General features: G+C 41.6%; 16 protein-coding genes and 1 tRNA gene. 12 read left to right on the top strand and 5 right to left on the bottom strand.

Annotated features, from left to right (window positions below; translation table 11 throughout):
• Positions 1–64: 64 nt before the first annotated feature.
• Entirely contained in the window at positions 65–859 is a 795-nt protein-coding gene (locus BI198_RS09835) for a putative porin (RefSeq protein ID WP_070049397.1), read from the bottom strand.
• Positions 860–1,197: 338 nt separating this feature from the next.
• Here BI198_RS09835 and BI198_RS09830 point away from each other — a divergent pair, with 338 nt between their 5' ends.
• The 3 genes from BI198_RS09830 (at position 1,198) to BI198_RS09820 (ending at position 2,987) form a co-directional block, all read left to right on the top strand.
• Positions 1,198–1,737 carry a manganese efflux pump MntP gene (locus tag BI198_RS09830; RefSeq protein WP_070049396.1) on the top strand — a complete coding sequence of 180 codons (540 nt, stop codon included), beginning with the start codon at positions 1,198–1,200 and terminating at the stop codon, positions 1,735–1,737.
• Between the two features lie 69 nt (positions 1,738–1,806).
• Positions 1,807–2,346, top strand: a complete 540-nt coding sequence (locus tag BI198_RS09825; protein WP_070049395.1) for a GNAT family N-acetyltransferase — start codon at positions 1,807–1,809, stop codon at positions 2,344–2,346.
• 95 nt (positions 2,347–2,441) lie between these two features.
• Complete coding sequence (locus BI198_RS09820; protein WP_070049394.1) at positions 2,442–2,987, top strand: DUF7010 family protein; 546 nt, start codon at positions 2,442–2,444, stop codon at positions 2,985–2,987.
• Between the two features lie 54 nt (positions 2,988–3,041).
• On the opposite strand, the gene BI198_RS09815 is transcribed toward BI198_RS09820, so the two are convergent.
• A complete protein-coding gene (locus BI198_RS09815; protein ID WP_070049393.1) occupies positions 3,042–5,246 on the bottom strand; it encodes an exonuclease domain-containing protein in 2,205 nt (734 codons plus the stop codon).
• A 251-nt stretch (positions 5,247–5,497) separates the two neighbouring features.
• On the opposite strand from BI198_RS09815, the gene BI198_RS09810 reads away from it, so the two are divergent.
• Positions 5,498–6,994 (top strand): BCCT family transporter, encoded by a 1,497-nt coding sequence (locus BI198_RS09810; RefSeq protein WP_070050811.1) that lies wholly within the window; start codon positions 5,498–5,500, stop codon positions 6,992–6,994.
• Positions 6,995–7,153: 159 nt separating this feature from the next.
• Here BI198_RS09810 and BI198_RS09805 read toward each other — a convergent pair.
• Positions 7,154–7,230: transfer RNA gene (locus BI198_RS09805), tRNA-Pro, on the bottom strand.
• Positions 7,231–7,383: 153 nt separating this feature from the next.
• Here BI198_RS09805 and BI198_RS09800 point away from each other — a divergent pair.
• From BI198_RS09800 to BI198_RS09780, 5 genes are all read left to right on the top strand, one after another.
• Positions 7,384–8,349, top strand: a complete 966-nt coding sequence (locus BI198_RS09800) for a DUF4382 domain-containing protein (RefSeq protein WP_070049392.1) — start codon at positions 7,384–7,386, stop codon at positions 8,347–8,349.
• 103 nt (positions 8,350–8,452) lie between these two features.
• Positions 8,453–9,325 carry a DMT family transporter gene (locus tag BI198_RS09795; RefSeq protein WP_070049391.1) on the top strand — a complete coding sequence of 291 codons (873 nt, stop codon included), beginning with the start codon at positions 8,453–8,455 and terminating at the stop codon, positions 9,323–9,325.
• A gap of 75 nt (positions 9,326–9,400) precedes the next feature.
• Positions 9,401–10,522 (top strand): 1-acyl-sn-glycerol-3-phosphate acyltransferase, encoded by a 1,122-nt coding sequence (locus BI198_RS09790; protein ID WP_235605300.1) that lies wholly within the window; start codon positions 9,401–9,403, stop codon positions 10,520–10,522.
• An 11-nt stretch (positions 10,523–10,533) separates the two neighbouring features.
• The gene (locus tag BI198_RS09785; RefSeq protein WP_070049389.1) at positions 10,534–11,403 is read left to right on the top strand and encodes an EamA family transporter; all 870 of its coding nucleotides are present in this window, start codon (positions 10,534–10,536) and stop codon (positions 11,401–11,403) included.
• A complete protein-coding gene (locus tag BI198_RS09780) occupies positions 11,387–11,635 on the top strand; it encodes a DUF2960 domain-containing protein (RefSeq protein WP_070049388.1) in 249 nt (82 codons plus the stop codon). The genes BI198_RS09785 and BI198_RS09780 overlap by 17 nt, the downstream gene beginning before the upstream one ends.
• A 213-nt stretch (positions 11,636–11,848) precedes the next feature.
• On the opposite strand, the gene cspE is transcribed toward BI198_RS09780, so the two are convergent.
• A complete protein-coding gene (gene cspE / locus BI198_RS09775; RefSeq protein WP_027670166.1) occupies positions 11,849–12,058 on the bottom strand; it encodes a transcription antiterminator/RNA stability regulator CspE in 210 nt (69 codons plus the stop codon).
• Positions 12,059–12,363: 305 nt separating this feature from the next.
• Entirely contained in the window at positions 12,364–13,482 is a 1,119-nt protein-coding gene (ald, locus tag BI198_RS09770; protein ID WP_070049387.1) for an alanine dehydrogenase, read from the bottom strand.
• A gap of 308 nt (positions 13,483–13,790) precedes the next feature.
• Between ald and BI198_RS09765 the strand changes: the two genes are divergently transcribed.
• The 3 genes from BI198_RS09765 to BI198_RS09755 are packed head-to-tail and all read left to right on the top strand — an operon-like array spanning position 13,791 to position 18,293.
• Positions 13,791–16,271: a DNA translocase FtsK gene (locus BI198_RS09765; protein WP_070049386.1), complete on the top strand. Its 2,481-nt coding sequence runs from the start codon at positions 13,791–13,793 to the stop codon at positions 16,269–16,271.
• Positions 16,272–16,928: an outer membrane lipoprotein chaperone LolA gene (lolA, locus tag BI198_RS09760; RefSeq protein ID WP_083256594.1), complete on the top strand. Its 657-nt coding sequence runs from the start codon at positions 16,272–16,274 to the stop codon at positions 16,926–16,928.
• Complete coding sequence (locus tag BI198_RS09755; RefSeq protein ID WP_070049385.1) at positions 16,929–18,293, top strand: replication-associated recombination protein A; 1,365 nt, start codon at positions 16,929–16,931, stop codon at positions 18,291–18,293. It begins immediately after the preceding gene.
• Position 18,294 lies beyond the last annotated feature (1 nt).

Genomic DNA, 18,294 nt, shown 5'->3' with positions numbered 1-18,294 from the left:
CGAGACAGCAAGATCAAAATAGGCAACAATTGTTGCCTATTTTATTAGTGTAAACTAGCTAAAGTTAGAACTGGCCAATTACAGATAAAGAATAAACTTTTACAGCAGAAGTATCTGCATTACTGCCATAACCGGCATTTAAAGCCCAGTTTGAGCTTAAGTAATGCTTAGCATTAACGCTAAAATCATCTTGTTTATTATAAGTAACACCAACCGATGTCATTTTAGTAAAGTAATAATCTAGTTCCGTATTCCAAGCTGTAGTGCCATCGTAATCTGCTAAACCCAAGCCGATCGCAAAATAGCTTGCTTGACCAAAGCTCGCAAAGTATTTACTGCTGATTTCAAAATAATCAAATTCATCATCTACTTTCGCAGTAAAACCAATATAGTCATTGTTTTGTAACTGAAGATCATAACTAGCTGAGAATAAAAACGCAGTGCTTTCGTCTTTGGGCTTAATGGCTTCTGCACGCACAATAAAGTTGTCTGCTAATAAATAGCCTAAACCAAAGGTACTAACATTAAAGTCACTGCCAAAGTACTGATGGCTTGCAGAAACAACTATATTATTTGCAAAGAAATACTCACCATCAACAGCCCAAACGTTATTGTCAAAAACACGATTGAAACTTGCGCCTATGTTGGAGACTTTATTAATATATTCAAACTGATCCAATGGACCTAAAGTCTGTTTTTTATCAAAAAAATAAGTGCCATCTAAAGCCCAATTTGTTTCATTTTCGCCACTAACACGCACGTGGTCAGCTTTAAGCTCAGTAAATAATTGATACTCTTCCGCAGCAATAGTTGCTGAAGCGGTTAACGCCATAATGGGTAAAATATACTTAAACGACATTATTAAACTTCCTTTAAAGTAAAAGTTGAATCGAGCGGCGCAGATCTTATCGAGTAAAAGCTCTAATGTAAACTAAAGGTGACTCAAGCGCTGATTTAATGCACCAAGTGTGTATTTAATGCACCAAAAACAAAATAAATACGTATAAATTTATTGGTTGTATGTACGCAGAAAAGCGACAGTACTAGTAATGTTAATTAAATGATGTTTCAAGTTTGGTTAATATTATCGGTTTTAACTACAGCGGTAATAACCCTAGAGTTACTGAACAAGTTATCTTTATTAATGCGGCTTGTAGTAACATAGCCACTAAACATTAGTAGTAAAAAGGTAAGTTGATGTTAGAGATAATTTTACTAGCCGTTGCTTTAAGTATGGATGCCTTTGCGGTTGCCATTGGTTTAGGCTCAAAGCATAAATTGAAACCAAAAAAATTAGCCATTATGGCGGCTATTTATTTTGGCCTTTTTCAAGGGGTAATGCCGTTAATTGGTTATCTCGCTGGTATGGGGGTGATAGGCTGGATAGAAGCTTATGCGAAATGGCTGGCGTTTATATTGTTATTTTTGGTTGGCGCTAAAATGATTTATGAGGCGTTTTCTGCAGGTATAGAAGATGACTTACAAAATATCAGCCATCGCATTATGCTGGTACTCGCCATCGCGACCAGTATTGATGCCATGGCTGCTGGCTTTGCGCTAACGGTACTTAACATTAATCCTTTTATTGCTTGCGCTATTATCGCGCTAATCACCGCGCTTTTTTCTTATATTGGGGTTTACGTCGGGGCAAAAAGTGGCGCCAAATTAGAAAGCAAAGCTGAGCTTCTTGGCGGCATAGTGCTGATATTAATAGGCTTGAAAATTGTATTTATGTAGTGTGACCAACTAGGGTGAAGACGTTTTTTAAAAGTGTAAGCTAGAGTGGTTATCAATATCGGAGCAGTAATGGAATTAGTAACACCTTCAATAAAATATCAACAAAGCTATTGTGACTATATTGCTGAATTAGCCAATGAAGAGCGTTATCCGTTTCCGCTAGATTTTGACTTCACAGATTTTGAAGCCTTATTAGCCAAGCTAGCCGATTATGCCGCGGGTAAAAATCTACCCGCCGGTTATGTCCCCAGCTCAACCTTATGGTTAGTTGACAATGATCAGCTACTCGGTGTGACCAATATTCGCCATTACTTAAATGAGCAGATTAAACATTGCGGCGGCCATATCGGCTTAGGCATTCGACCGTCATACCGTGGCAAAGGCTTAGGTAATTTATTAATGCGTTTATCAATAGCGCACTTAAAGCAGAAAGGTGTAACGCCAATCCATATCCACTGCTACCAAGACAATTACGCATCAGCTAACTGTATTATCAGCAACGGTGGCGTGTTGGAGTCTGAGTTAGTGTTGGATGAAGCTATGGCTAAACAGATAGGTCCTGTAAAAGTACAGCCTGTAAAAATAGTGCAAAGGTTTATAGTTAAGTAACGTACTCATAATATTTAAACTATTTAAACAAGCTATGGCTTTTAGTGCATTTAGCTTAAGAATATAAATTCGCTCTATATGGATAAGGAGTATCAATGAAATTTTCAGATGCACAAAAAGATATGAGGTTGGCGTATTTTGGTGGGGCAACAGGTGTTGTAGTGTCGGGTATTATTTGGTGTATTGCAGGTTTAATCGCCATTATGTCTTCACAGCAATTAAGTATGTTAACGCTTTTTTTTGCCGGAATGTTTATCCATCCGTTAGCCATATTGTTAGCAAAAACACTTAAACGTTCTGGAAAGCATGAATCTAAAAACCCGCTGGGTAAACTTGCCTTAGAAAGCACCATTATTTTATTTATTGGTTTATTTATAGCGTTCTATGTAGCTAAGCTGCAAGTTGATTGGTTTTATCCCATCATGCTAATGATAATTGGTGTGCGATACTTAGTGTTTAACACTTTATATGGCCTTAAAATCTATTGGCTTTTAGGCATAGTTCTGATGCTTTTCGGCATGTTATGTATAGTGTTAGGTGCTAATTTTGTGGTCGGTGCATTTATTGGCGGGATCACAGAAATAATATTTTCATTAGTGATTTTTAAGCAATCGAAACGGCAAGCTTTAAAACCCGCTTAATAACAATTCCTAATCGGAATAAGATAGTTTGCTTTTGTTACGCTTTATTTAGAGCTATGTGCTGCCCTCTAAATACTCATCATTAACAGGGCTGAATCTTTTTTCATTAATTAAATTAAGCAATTCGCTTGCGGCAATGGCATCAGACATAGCCCTATGATGGCATTGCATATCTATATTGAAATGCCGAGTAAGGTTGGCTAGCGAGTATGACGGCAAGCCTTTATAGTAGCGACGCATTTGCTGTACTGTGCATAATTTTGGCCGCCGCCAAAAGCGTTCAAGCTGGGCAAACTCTTGTTTAATAAAACCGTAATCAAAATTGACATTATGTGCCACAAAAATACAGTCGGCCGTAAACGCTGCAACTTGGTCGGCAACGTCGGCAAAGGTTGGCGCGTCGCGCACCATGTCATCATCAATGCCGGTTAGCGCGGTTATAGTGGCTGGTATGCGCCGCCCAGGGTTTAGCAAACTTTGCCAGCGGTCAACAATGTTGCCTGCCACCATTTTTACCATGCCAATTTCTGTGATTTTATGCTTGCCGGTTCGGCCGCCAGTGGTTTCAATATCAACTACTACATAAGGTTGATTGGGGTCGACAATAAAATCAACAGTAGTAATGCGAACGTCAAAACCAGTCTCTCGCAGAGACTTTATGCACATGAGTTGATTGCGTCGTAGCACATCACCCTGTGCTTTAATCTCTTCAAAACGCAGCTTACCTTGGTCTATTAGCATAATGTCGGGAAAGCCGTCATGACAGCCTAGCCAATCTTTACTGATACGGCGAAGTTGCGCGGTGATACCCGCAACAGGAGCATGCTTAATAAAGACCGACAACTGCTGCAATAAATCATTGCGCCACTGAAATATTCCTTGTTTAGTAGCGTAATACTGAGCTGCATTTTTATTAATTAATAGCAGTATTGCCTCAGCGTTATTAAGGCAGTTAAGCTTATGTTCTATTTGTTGGCTGGCAGCAGCATAAAAGTTGTTTTGCTTTAAGCAGCTGGGCATTAAATCAAACTGCGTGGCCAAGCCCAGCCCAGGGGTTTCAAAAAGCTCTTGCCAAAATATTAAGCCAAATAAGCTACGCCACAAGCAATTTTCAGTGCGATAAGCGGGCTTACCTAAATGTGCGTAATGCGCGACAACTCCGCGTTCAACATCGCCTTTATACACTTCATCTAAGCATAGGTGCTGATTGCCTTTGCGCAGCATATCCGTCAGCACACTGGTGCGTTTTTGTTGGTATTTACGGGCTAAAAAATCTTCGGCAAAGCTGAGCAAACGATCACTTATCGGGTTATCAATAATGTTTTCTAAGTGAGTTTTAACCAGTTGCGGCTCGGCAGTTTTATACGCTTCGCGGCACCATTTTTCTTGCGCTTGTTCGGATTCAATCTTTAACAGTAAATTTAGTGCACGATTGCTATCAAAAGGCAGTAAAGCCACTGCAAGCTGGTAAACAATGGCATTGTGCTTTTCTACTGCGTTATGGCCAATTGGCTGAGGAACCGCTGCCAGTGCTGCTTCAATTTCTTGCGCTGAATCAAAGCTAAGTTGGCCCGGCTTAGATAAATGCTTGGATAATACAAAGTTACTAAACGCCGCAACTTTACAGTCAAATCTAGACTGCATTTGGGCGTATTCTTCGCGTGTCTGCATAATGCCTAAATCACGCAGCGAAAACTGATTTAAGCGCGACGTAGTATTGCCAAAATAAAGAAATAAAAAATAGTCGATAATGGGGTCTACTTTACGCAGCACATAGCGGTTAAAAGCAGAGCAATCGGTAAAAGCCTGTTTAGGCAACTGTCGACAAGCGGCTAATAACTGCGGCTTAGACGCGCTTTTGCTGATTTTGCTCATACTATTGGCTTCGCTGATATTTATTGAGCCGTCATTACTTGCACATTCGCTGTACACGGTAAATAGCTCATCTTTGGTTAGTGCTAGCAACCATTGGTCAATATCATCGATAGTAGGGTGGGCCAGCCAGCCTAGCGCAATCAGTTGCACTAGCAAATCCTGAATATTGGGCAGCTCGCCAAAACTTAGCGAGCTAATTTTTATTGCCGAGGTTTTTCGATTAATACAGCGCACCAGGGCGCATTGCTGATCTTTGCTCGCGGCATGAAAATCCGCCAAAAAAGCCTGATGCTGCGGGTGCAATAAATCTGCACAGGGGCCCTGCACAAACTGTAAAAACTCGTGAAAATGGCTTAAATAATAATAAGTAGGCAGTTGTCGCATCGGTTAGATCTTGTACCGGCTAAAAAATCGCTGCTAATATATACGAGTGCTGTTTAAATGTACAGCTATTGATCGTTTGGTGACATAAAACCAAACCTGTCACATGCCTCATTAAAAATAGCATCTAGCCATTACATCTTGGCTTGAAATTATTAACCAGGTTCATAACGTATTATTTAATGGTTAATTTGCTCTATGCAGCAAAGCGCCTTATTCTTAGTGCAAATAAAAACTCTAAAAGTGTCAAACTCTTGCCATTAAATACCAGCAAACTTGAAGTAACGGCTTTACTACTTTGTATCAGCTTAGCCGTTATCGCCTTTATATTTCCTGAATTACTCACCGGTCATTTACAGCCGCTAATTAACCAATTATTGAGCTATTTAGGTGCGCCGTTTTTTTTATTAGTTAACTTATTACTGTTTGCGGTTATCGCGCTAGCCATTAGTCCGTTGGGTCAACGTAAAATAGGCGGTAAGCACGCCAAGGTTGAGTTTGGTTTATTTGGCTGGTTAGCCATGTTGTTTGCTGCCGGTATGGGCTCTGGACTTATATTTTGGGGCGTGGCAGAACCGGCACTGCATACGGTTAGCTCACCATTAAAACCAAGTTTATATGCTAATCCCCAAACCAGTGGCTTAGCATTAACCCTAGTGAATTGGGGCGCACATGCTTGGGCACTTTATGCCGTATTTGGCTTGGTGTTAGGTGGGCTTAGTAACAACAGCGGAAAAGTAGGTGATATTAGCGCACCGGTAATTAGTGCCTCAGCAGGGCTACTTAATCGCAGTTGGCAGCGTAAACTAGCTTTTAGCATTACCTTAATTGCCATATTATCGATATTTTTTGGCGTGGTAGGCACCATTGCCAACTCAACTTTATTACTACGTAAAGGACTGACAATAAAGCTTGGTGTAGAGTCTGCATGGCTATCCGGTTTTATTATCATTAGTTTAATAGTGCTGCTGTATACTATTTCCGCCAAGTTAGGCCTAAAAAAGGGCATTCAAACACTGAGTAAGTTTAATGTCTATTTAGCGTTTGCCTTAATAGCTTGGCTGCTTATTTTTGTGCCCCTTAAACCCATAATAGATATAGCGCTTGGCGGCACTTGGGATTACTTAAAGCTTATCACTTCAGGTACCTGGCAATTTGCCAGCATACTTAATAACCCAGAATGGGCCAACGGTTGGACCTACAACTACTATTTTTGGTGGCTAGCATGGGGGCCATTCGTGGGCGTGTTTTTAGCCAGAATTAGCCAAGGCAGGCCAGTGTGGCAATACATTGTTGGTGTCGTATTGGTGCCTACGCTGGTCACTATAGTTTGGTTTAGCGTATTTTCAGGCTCTGCTATTGCTTGGGATCAAACTTATCAAAGCGGTATTTTAGCAGCGATTAAAGCCGATTATACCCAAGGGCTATTTGTGTTCTTTCAGCAATTAGGCTGGCAAGGGGCAGTTCTGGTGTGGTCTAGCTTATTATTGCTGTTAATTTTTGTCGCCACTTCTGCCGACTCTGCTATTTTGGTTATTCGTCAATTAAGCGCTGCAGACAATAAGCAAACATGGAGCCTGTATGCTTGGTCAATTACCCTAGGCTTATGTGCTTTTATATTGTTATTGCAAAACAATGAACCCTTAAACAGAAGCGTTGCTATTATTGGTGCCTTACCATTTTTGCTAATATTTATTCTGCAACTTGTAGGGTTTATTAAAGAGTTTATAAAAGAGAAAAGGGCTGATTAACCATTCAGCATTTTTTGTTAGCGAATGTTAGATAAGACAAGACAAATTTTTAAAACTGAATAGGAAAGTACAGGGTGTTGAAGTGTAGATTTATTGTGGCGCGATAAAATCAGCAAATTTTAGGCACAAAAAAACCTGTTAAAAAAACAGGTTTAAAAGTGGTCGGTACGGCAGGATTCGAACCTGCGACCCCTTCACCCCCAGCGAAGTGCGCTACCAAGCTGCGCCACGTACCGAACTAGGGCGTATCATAAAGAATATCCGCCAGAAAGCAATGCTCAAGTAGCTGATTGCGTTAATTTTCAGCACTGACCCTTTAATTTAAGATTACTTAAGTTTGAGTTCAGCTGAGTCGGCTATAACTTGAAGCACTTTTATGGGGGACGCTAATGAAAAATAATATAATAAAACTCGCTGTTATTGCATCGGCTACAATGCTTGCTGCTTGTGGTGGTTCAAATGATAACTCGCCAAAGTTGGCTAACTTTAGTTTGGGTGTCAGTGATGCGCCGGTCAATGGTGCATTAAGCGTAATGGTATGTTTTAACAAAGTTGAACTCACAGGCAATGGTTTAGGCAAACAAAGCTTTACCATTGGCAGTGATACTGAGGCTGCGGCCGCGAATGATAAATGTCGGGATGCTAATGGCAATGTTATCGCCAATAGCCGAGGTATCGATTTATTGTTACTGGATGGCGCAAAATCAGAAGCCTTAATTAGTGGTGCTAAGTTTGCAGCCGGTAATTATGGTCAGCTGCGTTTGGCTATTGCAGAAGGCAGTTATGTTGTGCAAGAAGATGGTTTAAAAGTGCCGTTACGGGTGCCTTCTAATGAGTTAAAACTGGGCGGCGTAACCTTGTCGGCTGGGGGTACTTTTAATTACACTTTGGAGTTTGATTTACGTAAGGCCATGGTCAATCCAGTAGGGCAGCCAGGTTACTTGCTTAAACCAAGGGGGCTCCGCTTAGTTGATAACAGTGAAATTGGTCATCTTACGGGGCAAGTGGCTGAAGGCTTACTGATTAATAACAGCTGTACCGTTGCACCGGTTGATGTATTAAGACCAGTAGCGACAGTGTATTTGTATCAAGGAGCAGACCGGCCGTTAGCTGAGTTGTCAGATAATGGCGGTGTTAATGTCTATCAGTCTTATGCCAGTACCAATGTGTACTTTGATGGTGTCAGCGAATACCATTACAGTATTGGTTATATAGATGCTGATACTTATACCGCAGCAGTCAGTTGCGATATTATTGATGACCCTGAACAGGCAGATGACATAACCTTTTTGCAAGCCGAGAATGTTATTATCAATGCTAATGCAACGCCAGTACAACTAGATTTTACGCCGTAAATTTAGCGCTTAAGTTGGCCGCTGTATCGGCGGCCAACTATCTAAACCCCAATCCCTTTGTTACTATAGCCATCTTTGCGTCTGTCCTTTTCTGAGTATCACTATGCTGTGGATCCCGTTTACGTTGCTAGCTGCTTTTATGCAGGCTTGGCGCAATGCGTTTCAAAAGCAGTTAAGCCTTGATGTCGGTGTTATTGGCGTTACGCTGGCGCGTTTTATTTGGGCTTCGCCGCTGGCGGCGCTGTATTTATGGGGGCTGTATCAGTGGCAGCCGGTGGCTATGCCAAAGTTTACGGGCAGTGTTATTGGTTTTATTGTTGCGGCAGCGCTGGCGCAAATACTAGCCACAGCATTGATGGTAAGGCTATTTAAACTCAAAAATTATGCTATTGGTGCTGGCTTAGCTAAAAGTGAAGCGGTGTTGGCCGCCATACTGGGGGTGCTGTTTTTTAGCGAAGCATTAAATTTATTAGGCTGGTTGGGCGTGGCGCTAGGTGGCTGCGCGGTGTTTTTACTCAGTGGCTCTAGTTTGCGTAAGTTGTCTATGCCTGTGTTGCTGTTAGGCTTAGGCAGTGGGCTAGCGTTTGCATTAACCTCGTTGTGGGTGCGCCAAGCTAGTTTAGTATTAGATTTACCGTTTCCGCATGGTGCCGCTTGGGTGCTGCTAATGGTGATATTGCTACAAACCATTTTGTTGGTGCTGTATTTAGTGGTAAAAGATCGCATAACATTGCAGGCCTTATGGCAGCGGCCTAAATTAACCTTGTTAGTGAGTGTGTGTAGCTGTGTTGGCTCTATAGGTTGGTTTACCGCGATGAGCTTAGAATCTGTAGCACTGGTAAAAACCTTAGGTCAGGTAGAAGTATTGTTTATGCTGCTAATTTCGACCTTTATATTTAAAGAGAAATTGAAGCAAACTGATCATCTAGGCTTGGCATTAATTGTGTTAGCGGCGATAGCGGTAATGTGGGCTTAAATGCATCTGGGACTGGTGAATTTTTGTTAAGTCAGTAAAATAGCCAACAACTTGCTTAATGGAATGATTACCGCAGTGTCTGAACACGATCTTTTTGCCGATATTCGGCCATATAATGACAACGAAGTTGCGCCGGCTATTAATCGTTTAATTGCAGATGAAGAATTTATCCAGGCTATTTTACATTATCGCTTTCCCCATATGCCGGGCATTATTGGTAGTGTAGCTGCCCCTATACTGCGGTTTATTTTAAAGCGCAAATTAGCCAAGTTAAACTCGGTTAATGCTGTACAGCGCCAAGTTGCCACTTTTATGGATAAAATGATTGAGACCACCAGTAAAAAAATTACGGTCTCAGGCTTAGAGCAATTGGATCCTAAGCAAAGTTATTTATTTTTATCCAATCACCGTGATATCGCAATGGATCCAGCCTTGGTTAATTGGTGTTTGCACCAACATGGCTTTGAAACCGTACGCATTGCGATAGGTGATAATTTATTACGTAAACCTTGTGCAACTGAGCTGATGAAGCTGAATAAAAGCTTTATTGTTAAACGTGGTGCTAAAGGTCCACGTGAAATGTTGAAAAACTTTTCCCAATTATCAGCCTACATAAAACATTCGTTAGATGACAACCACTCCATTTGGATTGCGCAAAAAGAAGGCCGCGCTAAAGACGGTAATGATGTTACTGATCCGGCCATTTTAAAAATGTTTTACATCAACGGTAAAAAGCAGGGCGTCGATTTTGCGACTTATATGGCTGAGCTAAATATCGTGCCGGTGTGCTTATCTTATGAATATGACCCTTGTGATGCCGATAAAATTAAAGAGTTATGGCAAAAGAAAACCCAAGGCCATTATCAAAAATCTGAATTTGAAGACATTGATAGTATTATTAAGGGCATTGTCGGTTTTAAAGGACGTATTCACGTCGCTTTTACTGCGCCATTAACTACCATCCCTGCTGAAGCAGATGAAGTTGCCCAGTTAATTGATCAGCAAATTTGGCAAAATTATCAACTATTCCCGATTAATTATTTAGCCGCAGGCATAGAGCATGCGTCTATCGATGAAACGGCTGCGGATCAGTGGCAAAGGCGTTTATCTGCAGTGCCAGAGGGCGCCCATGATTTATTAACTCAATTATATGCTGCGCCTGTGGTTAAAAAAACACTAGGCTACAATAAGCAGTAGGAGCGTTAAACTTGCCATATTTGCTAGCCGTTACCGTATTATGGGCCTTTTCATTTAGTTTGATTGGGGTGTACTTAGCTGGCCAAGTTGATGCCTACTTTGCGGTGTTAATGCGAGTGGCTTTAGCGGCGTTAGTTTTTTTGCCTTTTTTAAAACCTCAGCCAATAGCCTTAGTAATTAAATTATTAGCCCTAGGTGCATTACAACTGGGTTGTATGTACTTATTTTATTACCAAGCGTTTTTATATTTATCGGTGCCTGAAGTGCTGATATTTACTATATTTACGCCGGTGTATATCACCTTGTTATATGACCTATTGCAAAAAAGGTTTCAGTATCGATTTTTGCTGGCGGCCGTTATTGCGGTAGCAGCGGCAGCCATTATGCGTTATCAAGCGTTAAGCGAAGATTATTGGTTAGGCTTTGTTGTCGTGCAAATGGCTAACCTGTGTTTTGCTATCGGCCAAGTCGGCTATAAGGTGTTGTTAGAAAAACTGCCAAAATCCATAAATCAATATCAGTTATTTGGTTGGTTTTATATTGGTGCAGTATTAGTGGTTTTGCCCGCTTGGTGGCTATTAGGCTCGGCGCAATACCCAACCACTAGCACGCAATGGTCAATTTTACTCTGGCTGGGTTTAGTGGCTTCTGGTGGTGGTTTCTTTTGGTGGAATAAAGGCGCAACCCAAGTTAGCAGTGGTCTGCTAGCGGTAATGAATAACGTGCTTATTCCGGCCGGATTATTAGTTAATATTTTACTCTGGGATCAGCAACAAAACTTAGTAACCTTAGGCTTAGGCTCGGCGTTATTATTGCTTTCTTGCTTGGTCTGTAAACGTTCAGGCTCAACTGTAGGAGTGGCCAATGGCCCGACAAATTAGTTATACCTTTAATAAACAAAAAAAAGTCATTAGCTTTAGCTATGATAAACATAGAGATATTTACGAAGCCGTAGCGGCAGCAGAAGGTATTAATTTAACTCAGTTTTTAGCTATGGAACAACAAATTGCTATGACAGCGAAGCACAGCTCTGCCACCAAAAACTTTCGCCAGCAAGAGTTTATTCGCATGGGTTTTAAAGATATAGCCTTTGTACGGCAAGAAGAAAGTTAGTTAGTATCCAGCTGCGAGTAGTTGTTATTACCCGGGCTAAGCTAAAACACAGCTAAGCTAGATAAAGCGTTAAGTTAATTATTGCGTTGGCTTGAAGCGAGCGGGCATAATAGTTTGAGTGTTGAGTTTTAAGGTGTTAGCTTTAATTATATCACTGAATAGCAGGCAATAAAAAAGGACACTTAAGTGTCCTTTTTCGGCAAGATGCTTAAATTACAGAACTGTAACGTTAGCAGCTTGTGGGCCTTTTTGGCCTTGTTCGATTTCGAAAGCAACGCGTTGGCCTTCGTTTAAGGTTTTGTAACCTTCAGTCTGGATAGCACGGAAGTGAACGAATGCGTCAGCGCCGCCGTTATCCTGAGTAATGAAACCGAAACCTTTATCAGCGTTAAACCACTTAACTACACCTGTTACTTTAGCCATGAATGACTCCTAAAAATTTAATATTAATTGACGCTAAATTGCGCTTTTAGCCTGACTGTTACTTTACTTATGCGGCCAAACGTGCGTGAATCTTCAGGACATGACTTACTATGAAGCTGTGTAGCGAAGTACTCATAAACATTTTGTTACATAGGTCTGCTTTACAGGCCGGTGAGTACTATAGCAGGTTTGTTTTGAATGTATAGTTTATTTTGCAAATAAACCGTTGTTAGGAAATAAAAAAGCGTATCAGATACAAAAGCTGCCTAAGCAGCTTTTTAATTACGCTACATTATTAATAAAACTTAAGCATTTAAGGCTGTTGTAGACTCAACATATGCAAAACCTAGTGCTTCAGCAACACTTTGGTTAGTTACTTGGCCATTTATGACATTTAAGCCATTCATTAAATGACTATCCGCTAATAGCGCTGCTTTATAGCCTTTATTAGCAATGCGCAGAATAAAAGGTAAAGTGGCATTATTTAAAGCAAAAGTAGAGGTGCGAGGCACAGCCCCTGGCATATTTGCTACGCAATAATGCACAACGTCATCAACAATAAAGGTAGGGTCAGCGTGGGTGGTCGGTTTTGAAGTGGCAATACAGCCACCTTGATCAATAGCGACATCAACAATAGCTGAACCGGGTTTCATGCGTTTAATTTGATCTGCAGACACTAGCTTTGGCGCGGCTGCCCCAGCGACTAATATGCTGCCAATTACTAAGTCGGCTGCCAGTACTTCTTGCTCTAGGGTATCAACAGTAGAGTAGATAACCTTAACGGCACCATTAAACTGGGCGTTAATACGACGTAACACATCAACACAGCGGTCCAGTACCGTGACGTCTGCACCTAATCCTATTGCCATTTGCGCGGCGTTTGTTCCCACCATACCACCGCCAATGATAACAACTTTAGCCGGTTTAACCCCAGGCACACCGCCTAATAACATGCCGCTGCCGCCTGAAGATTTTTCTAACGCTCGCGCACCAGCTTGGATCGCCATTCGGCCAGCAACTTCTGACATAGGTGCTAATAAGGGCAGGCCACCTTTACTATCGGTAACGGTTTCATAGGCAATACAAATGGCTTTAGATTTTATTAAATCTTCGGTTTGGGCTAGATCAGGGGCTAAATGTAAAAAAGTAAACAATATTTGACCTTGGCGAAGCATGGCACGTTCAGCAGCTAAAGGCTCTTTTACTTTGATAATCATCTCGGCTTGAGCAAAAACTTCAGCGGCAGTGTTAACAACACTAGCACCGGCTGTAATATAGTCTTCATCAGTTAAACCAATGCCGATACCAGCAGTGCTTTCAACGATAATAGTGTGTTTGTTGGTAACAAGTTCACGCACACTCGCAGGGGTTAAACCTACTCGGTATTCATGGTTTTTAATTTCTTTTGGTACACCTATTATCATGGTATTTGCCCTGTTACTTTTGTAATGGGTGGCTTCGATAAAATACAGCCACAGTGTAATGGCTAGGTAATCTGATTAAACCATTGTTTATTTAAACTAGCATATAGCAATCTTAAATTGCGGCCTTTAATAAGTGGCACAGCTTAAAATAGCTGAGTTTAGATAGTAAAATTAACTGAGATAGAAATAAAGTAGCTGTGATAGCAAATTCAGGTTAGCTTCACGGATGCACTTTTACTGTGTGTCTGGTATCTTAGTCGTTAATGCGCATGAATAAAAAACGATAATAATAACGTGGAGTTTTTCGTTTGCAAAATAGAGTTTATTTCCCTTTAAATGGTGTACAACGCTTATTAGAAGTGGGCTTGATCCTATTTTCTGGTTTAGCCTTATTTTTATTACTGGCTTTATTGTCGTTTGACCCTGCCGATCCCAGTTGGTCGCAAACCGGTTATCAAAGTACGGTACATAATTACACCGGGCCTATTGGTGCTTGGATAGCCGACTTGTTGCTATTTAGTTTTGGCTGGATAGCTTATTTAGTGCCCTTTATGGTAGCGGGTGCAGGCTTTTTATTGTTTAAGCGTTTTCATAATTTATTACAGTTAGATTATTTGATTTTAGGCCTGCGCTTAATCGGTATCGTACTGACCTTAGTTTCTGCCACTGCTATAAGTAGCTTGAATTTTAACGATATTTTTTACTTTTCTTCTGGTGGGGTAGTGGGTGATGTGGTCAGCAGTAGTTTGATGCCACATTTAAACTTTATTGGCACTAGTTTATTATTATTGTGTGGTTTTGCCACGGGCTTAACCTTTATGACAGGTATTTCTTGGCTAACCGTTGCTGATGCATTAGGCGCTATGTGCTTTGCTGCTTTTACCCTCGTTATGAGCCTACCGCAACGTTGGCGAGACGGGGGTGAAGACGATTATGATCCTTTTGCTGAAACAGAAGCTGATGCTGAGCCGCGTAAAGTGGCTGCCGCAAACAACCAACCGAGAGTGGCGGCGCAAGTTCCTAGAAAAATACCAGCCCGTATCAGCAAGCCAGTAGCAGAAGAATTACCTATTACACCATTAGATGTAAATAAAGACGCTAAAGCATTTTACAGTGTGGATACTTTGGCCGACGAACAGCTGTCATTTAGTGCTATTGATGATAATGGCAGTGAAGAAAACTGGAGTCAGACCTTAGATAAAATTAATTTACCTCATGACGATGATGCTGAGCTTTTATTTGGTTTAGATGAAGAAGACGAAGATGACGCTGAAGAAGTTGACCATTTAGTTGAAGAATTACCGTCAATATCGTTATTGGATAAAGCCGATAGAGCGATAAACCCTATTGATCCAGAAGATTTAGAGCGGGTTTCACGCTTAGTGGAAGCCAAACTATTAGATTTTAACGTTCAAGCTAATGTGGTGGGTGTGCATCCGGGGCCGGTAGTTACCCGCTTTGAATTAGATTTAGCACCGGGTATAAAAGTCAGTAAAATTACTGGGTTAGCAAAAGATTTAGCGCGTTCGTTATCGGCTATTAGTGTGCGGGTAGTGGAAGTTATCCCGGGTAAATCGTTTATTGGTATAGAGCTACCGAATAAACATAGAGAAATTGTCCGTTTATCCGAAGTTATTGGTGATGAGGTTTTTGAACAGTCTAAATCGTCGTTAACCATGGTGTTAGGTAAAGATATCGCCGGTAAATCGGTAGTAGCCGATTTAGCCAAAATGCCGCATTTATTAGTTGCGGGTACTACCGGCTCTGGTAAGTCGGTCGGCGTTAACGTGATGATTTGTAGTTTATTGTATAAATCGACCCCAGATGACGTTCGGTTTTTAATGATTGACCCTAAAATGCTGGAATTGTCTATTTACGAAGGCATACCGCACTTATTAACCGAAGTCGTCACCGACATGAAGGATGCAGCTAATGGCTTGCGCTGGTGTGTGGGTGAAATGGAGCGGCGTTATAAATTAATGTCAGCGTTAGGTGTGCGTAATTTAAAAGGCTATAACGCTAAAGTTAAAGAAGCTATTGCAGAGGGTACGCCGCTTAAAGATCCGTTATGGCGGCCGTCAGACGATATGCGTACTGAGCAGCCTGAGTTAGAAAAACTGCCGTCTATTGTTGTGGTTATCGACGAATTTGCCGACATGATGATGATCGTCGGTAAAAAAGTTGAAGAGTTAATTGCTCGGATCGCGCAAAAAGCTAGGGCTGCGGGTATTCATTTAATTTTAGCCACTCAGCGTCCGTCAGTAGACGTAATCACGGGCTTAATAAAAGCTAACATTCCCACCCGTATTGCGTTTCAAGTGTCATCGAAAATTGATTCGCGGACAATTCTTGATCAGCAAGGTGCTGAAAGCTTATTGGGTATGGGTGATATGTTGTATTTACCGCCCGGCTCGGGTGTACCAACACGGGTGCATGGTGCTTTTGTTGATGACCATGAAGTGCATGCTGTGGTTGCAGATTGGAAACGCCGTGGTAAGCCAAATTATATTGCGGAAATATTAAGTGGCGAAACCAATGAAGAAAATTTATTACCCGGCGAGTCGTTAGAAGGCGATGACGATGAGTCAGACGTGTTATACGATCAAGCTGTCGCTTTTGTTACAGAAACACGTAGAGCGTCGGTGTCAGGTGTACAGCGTAAGTTTAGAATTGGCTATAACCGTGCTGCACGCTTAGTAGAACAAATGGAGCGCAGTGGCATAGTGAGTGGTCCTGGCAACAATGGTAATCGTGAAGTAATGGCGCCACCCCCGCCAAGAGGACATTAAATGATACGTTTATTAATTTCTACCGTGCTGTTGTGCGGTATCAGCTTTTCATCGGTTGCAGCTCAAAGCGCGGCCAATAAGACTGTAAATGTTGCAACTAACAGCGCAGAGCAAACGTTACAACAAAAACTTAAGCAGATTAAAACCTTTTCTGCTCAATTTACCCAGCAGGTTTATGATCAGCAGCAACAAGTATTACAACAAGCAGAAGGTGAATTAAATTTAAAACAGCCTGAGCTATTTAGATTTGCCACCACAACGCCAGAAGAAAACTTATTTATCGGTGATGGCCAGTCGTTATGGTTTTACAGTGCACCATTAGAACAGTTAACCATTTATGATGCAGCAGCCGAAGTAAACCGGACACCTTTTGTGTTGTTAACCTCTAATGATCCGTCATTGTGGGCTAATTTTACGGTTAAGCAGCAACAACAACAATTTACTATTACGGCTAAAGATAGCAGCAGCCAAGTAACAGAATTAACCCTTCGCTTTGCCGGAGATGCCTTGTCTGAGATGCAAGTGATGGATATTAACCAACAGCTTAGTGTGTTTAAATTTATTGCCGTGCAACTTAATGTGCCGTTAGCCGATGGTTTGTTTCACTTTACGCCACCTGAGTTCACAGAAATTGATGATCAGCGCAGCCGAAATTAAATGAGACCTTTATCTTTAGATTTTGCCGATGATTTTCGTCCCTTAGCGGCGCGAATGCGGCCGACAAACTTAACGGAATATGCAGGGCAACAACATCTTGTAGGCGAGGGCACGGCTTTACGTAAAGCAATTATGGCCGGCAGAGTGTTTTCGGTTATTTTATGGGGGCCACCAGGCACCGGTAAAACCACCTTAGCTGAAGTAATCGCCGCGCACGCTGATGCCAGTATTATAAAACTTTCTGCCGTGACATCCGGTATTAAAGATATTCGTGACGCCATTACCGAAGCCCAACAACGACAACAGCAGCAACAGCAGCGCACCTTATTGTTTGTTGATGAAGTGCATCGTTTTAATAAAAGCCAACAAGATGCTTTTTTACCGTTTATTGAAGATGGCACCATTATTTTTATTGGCGCTACTACTGAGAACCCGTCATTTGCGCTAAATAACGCTATTTTATCCCGTGCCAGAGTCTGTGTACTTAAATCGCTAACTGAAGCAGATTTACGCCAAGTATTACAACAAGCCTTAACGGATAAAGAGCGCGGTTTAGGTCTTGAAAATATTCAACTGACGGCTGATGCCGAACAGCTATTGCTGCGACTGGCCGATGGTGATGCGCGTAAGTTGCTTAATTTATTAGAACAAGCAGCAGAATTAACGACCAATGAAAATGGTACTGATAGCAGTTCTGATACTAGTACTAAGACCATCGAGTTTGAAACCTTTAAAAATTTAATGCCGCGCCAGTTACCGGGATTTGATAACCAAGGTGACTTATTTTATGATCTTATTTCGGCTTACCATAAGTCGGTGCGCGGCTCAGATCCAGATGCAGCCTTATATTGGTATTGTCGTATTTTAGCTGGCGGCGGTGATCCGTTATATGTAGCCAGGCGCTTACTGGCTATTGCCAGCGAAGATATTGGCACTGCTGATCCAAGGGCGTTAACCTTAGCTATTAATGCTTGGGATACGTTTGAGCGGGTTGGGCCTTCTGAAGGTGAGCGGGCTATTGCTCAAGCCACGGTATATATGGCATTAGCACCAAAAAGCAATGCAGTATATATGGCATTTAATGAATTAAAACAGCTTGTTGCAGACACACCTGCTTACGAAGTGCCTTTGCATTTACGTAATGCACCCACTAAGTTAATGCGCGAGTTAGGCTTTGGTGAAGGTTATCGTTATGCCCATAACGAGCCCGGTGCGTATGCAGCCGGTGAACGTTATTTACCAGAGCAATTGGCCGATAACCAATTTTATCAGCCGAGCAATCGCGGTATGGAAAAACAACTGGCAGAAAAGCTAGCTTATTTACGCCAGCTGGATCAACAAAGCCCAAAGAAGAGAAATACCTGAT

It is taken from the genome of Rheinheimera salexigens (assembly GCF_001752395.1).
In the GTDB taxonomy this organism is placed as follows: domain Bacteria; phylum Pseudomonadota; class Gammaproteobacteria; order Enterobacterales; family Alteromonadaceae; genus Alishewanella; species Alishewanella salexigens.
Note: the sequence above shows the minus strand (reverse complement) of the source record. Positions and strands in the feature narration are given on the sequence as shown.

Bases quoted from the DNA above. Each gene is read 5' to 3' on its own strand.
- BI198_RS09835 (WP_070049397.1), bottom strand. From the start codon at position 859: ATGTCGTTTAAGTATATTTTACCCATTATGGCGTTAACCGCTTCAGCA.
- BI198_RS09830 (WP_070049396.1), top strand. From the start codon at position 1,198: ATGTTAGAGATAATTTTACTAGCCGTTGCTTTAAGTATGGATGCCTTT.
- BI198_RS09825 (WP_070049395.1), top strand. From the start codon at position 1,807: ATGGAATTAGTAACACCTTCAATAAAATATCAACAAAGCTATTGTGAC.
- BI198_RS09820 (WP_070049394.1), top strand. From the start codon at position 2,442: ATGAAATTTTCAGATGCACAAAAAGATATGAGGTTGGCGTATTTTGGT.
- BI198_RS09815 (WP_070049393.1), bottom strand. From the start codon at position 5,246: ATGCGACAACTGCCTACTTATTATTATTTAAGCCATTTTCACGAGTTT.
- BI198_RS09800 (WP_070049392.1), top strand. From the start codon at position 7,384: ATGAAAAATAATATAATAAAACTCGCTGTTATTGCATCGGCTACAATG.
- BI198_RS09795 (WP_070049391.1), top strand. From the start codon at position 8,453: ATGCTGTGGATCCCGTTTACGTTGCTAGCTGCTTTTATGCAGGCTTGG.
- BI198_RS09780 (WP_070049388.1), top strand. From the start codon at position 11,387: ATGGCCCGACAAATTAGTTATACCTTTAATAAACAAAAAAAAGTCATT.
- cspE (WP_027670166.1), bottom strand. From the start codon at position 12,058: ATGGCTAAAGTAACAGGTGTAGTTAAGTGGTTTAACGCTGATAAAGGT.
- ald (WP_070049387.1), bottom strand. From the start codon at position 13,482: ATGATAATAGGTGTACCAAAAGAAATTAAAAACCATGAATACCGAGTA.
- lolA (WP_083256594.1), top strand. From the start codon at position 16,272: ATGATACGTTTATTAATTTCTACCGTGCTGTTGTGCGGTATCAGCTTT.
- BI198_RS09755 (WP_070049385.1), top strand. From the start codon at position 16,929: ATGAGACCTTTATCTTTAGATTTTGCCGATGATTTTCGTCCCTTAGCG.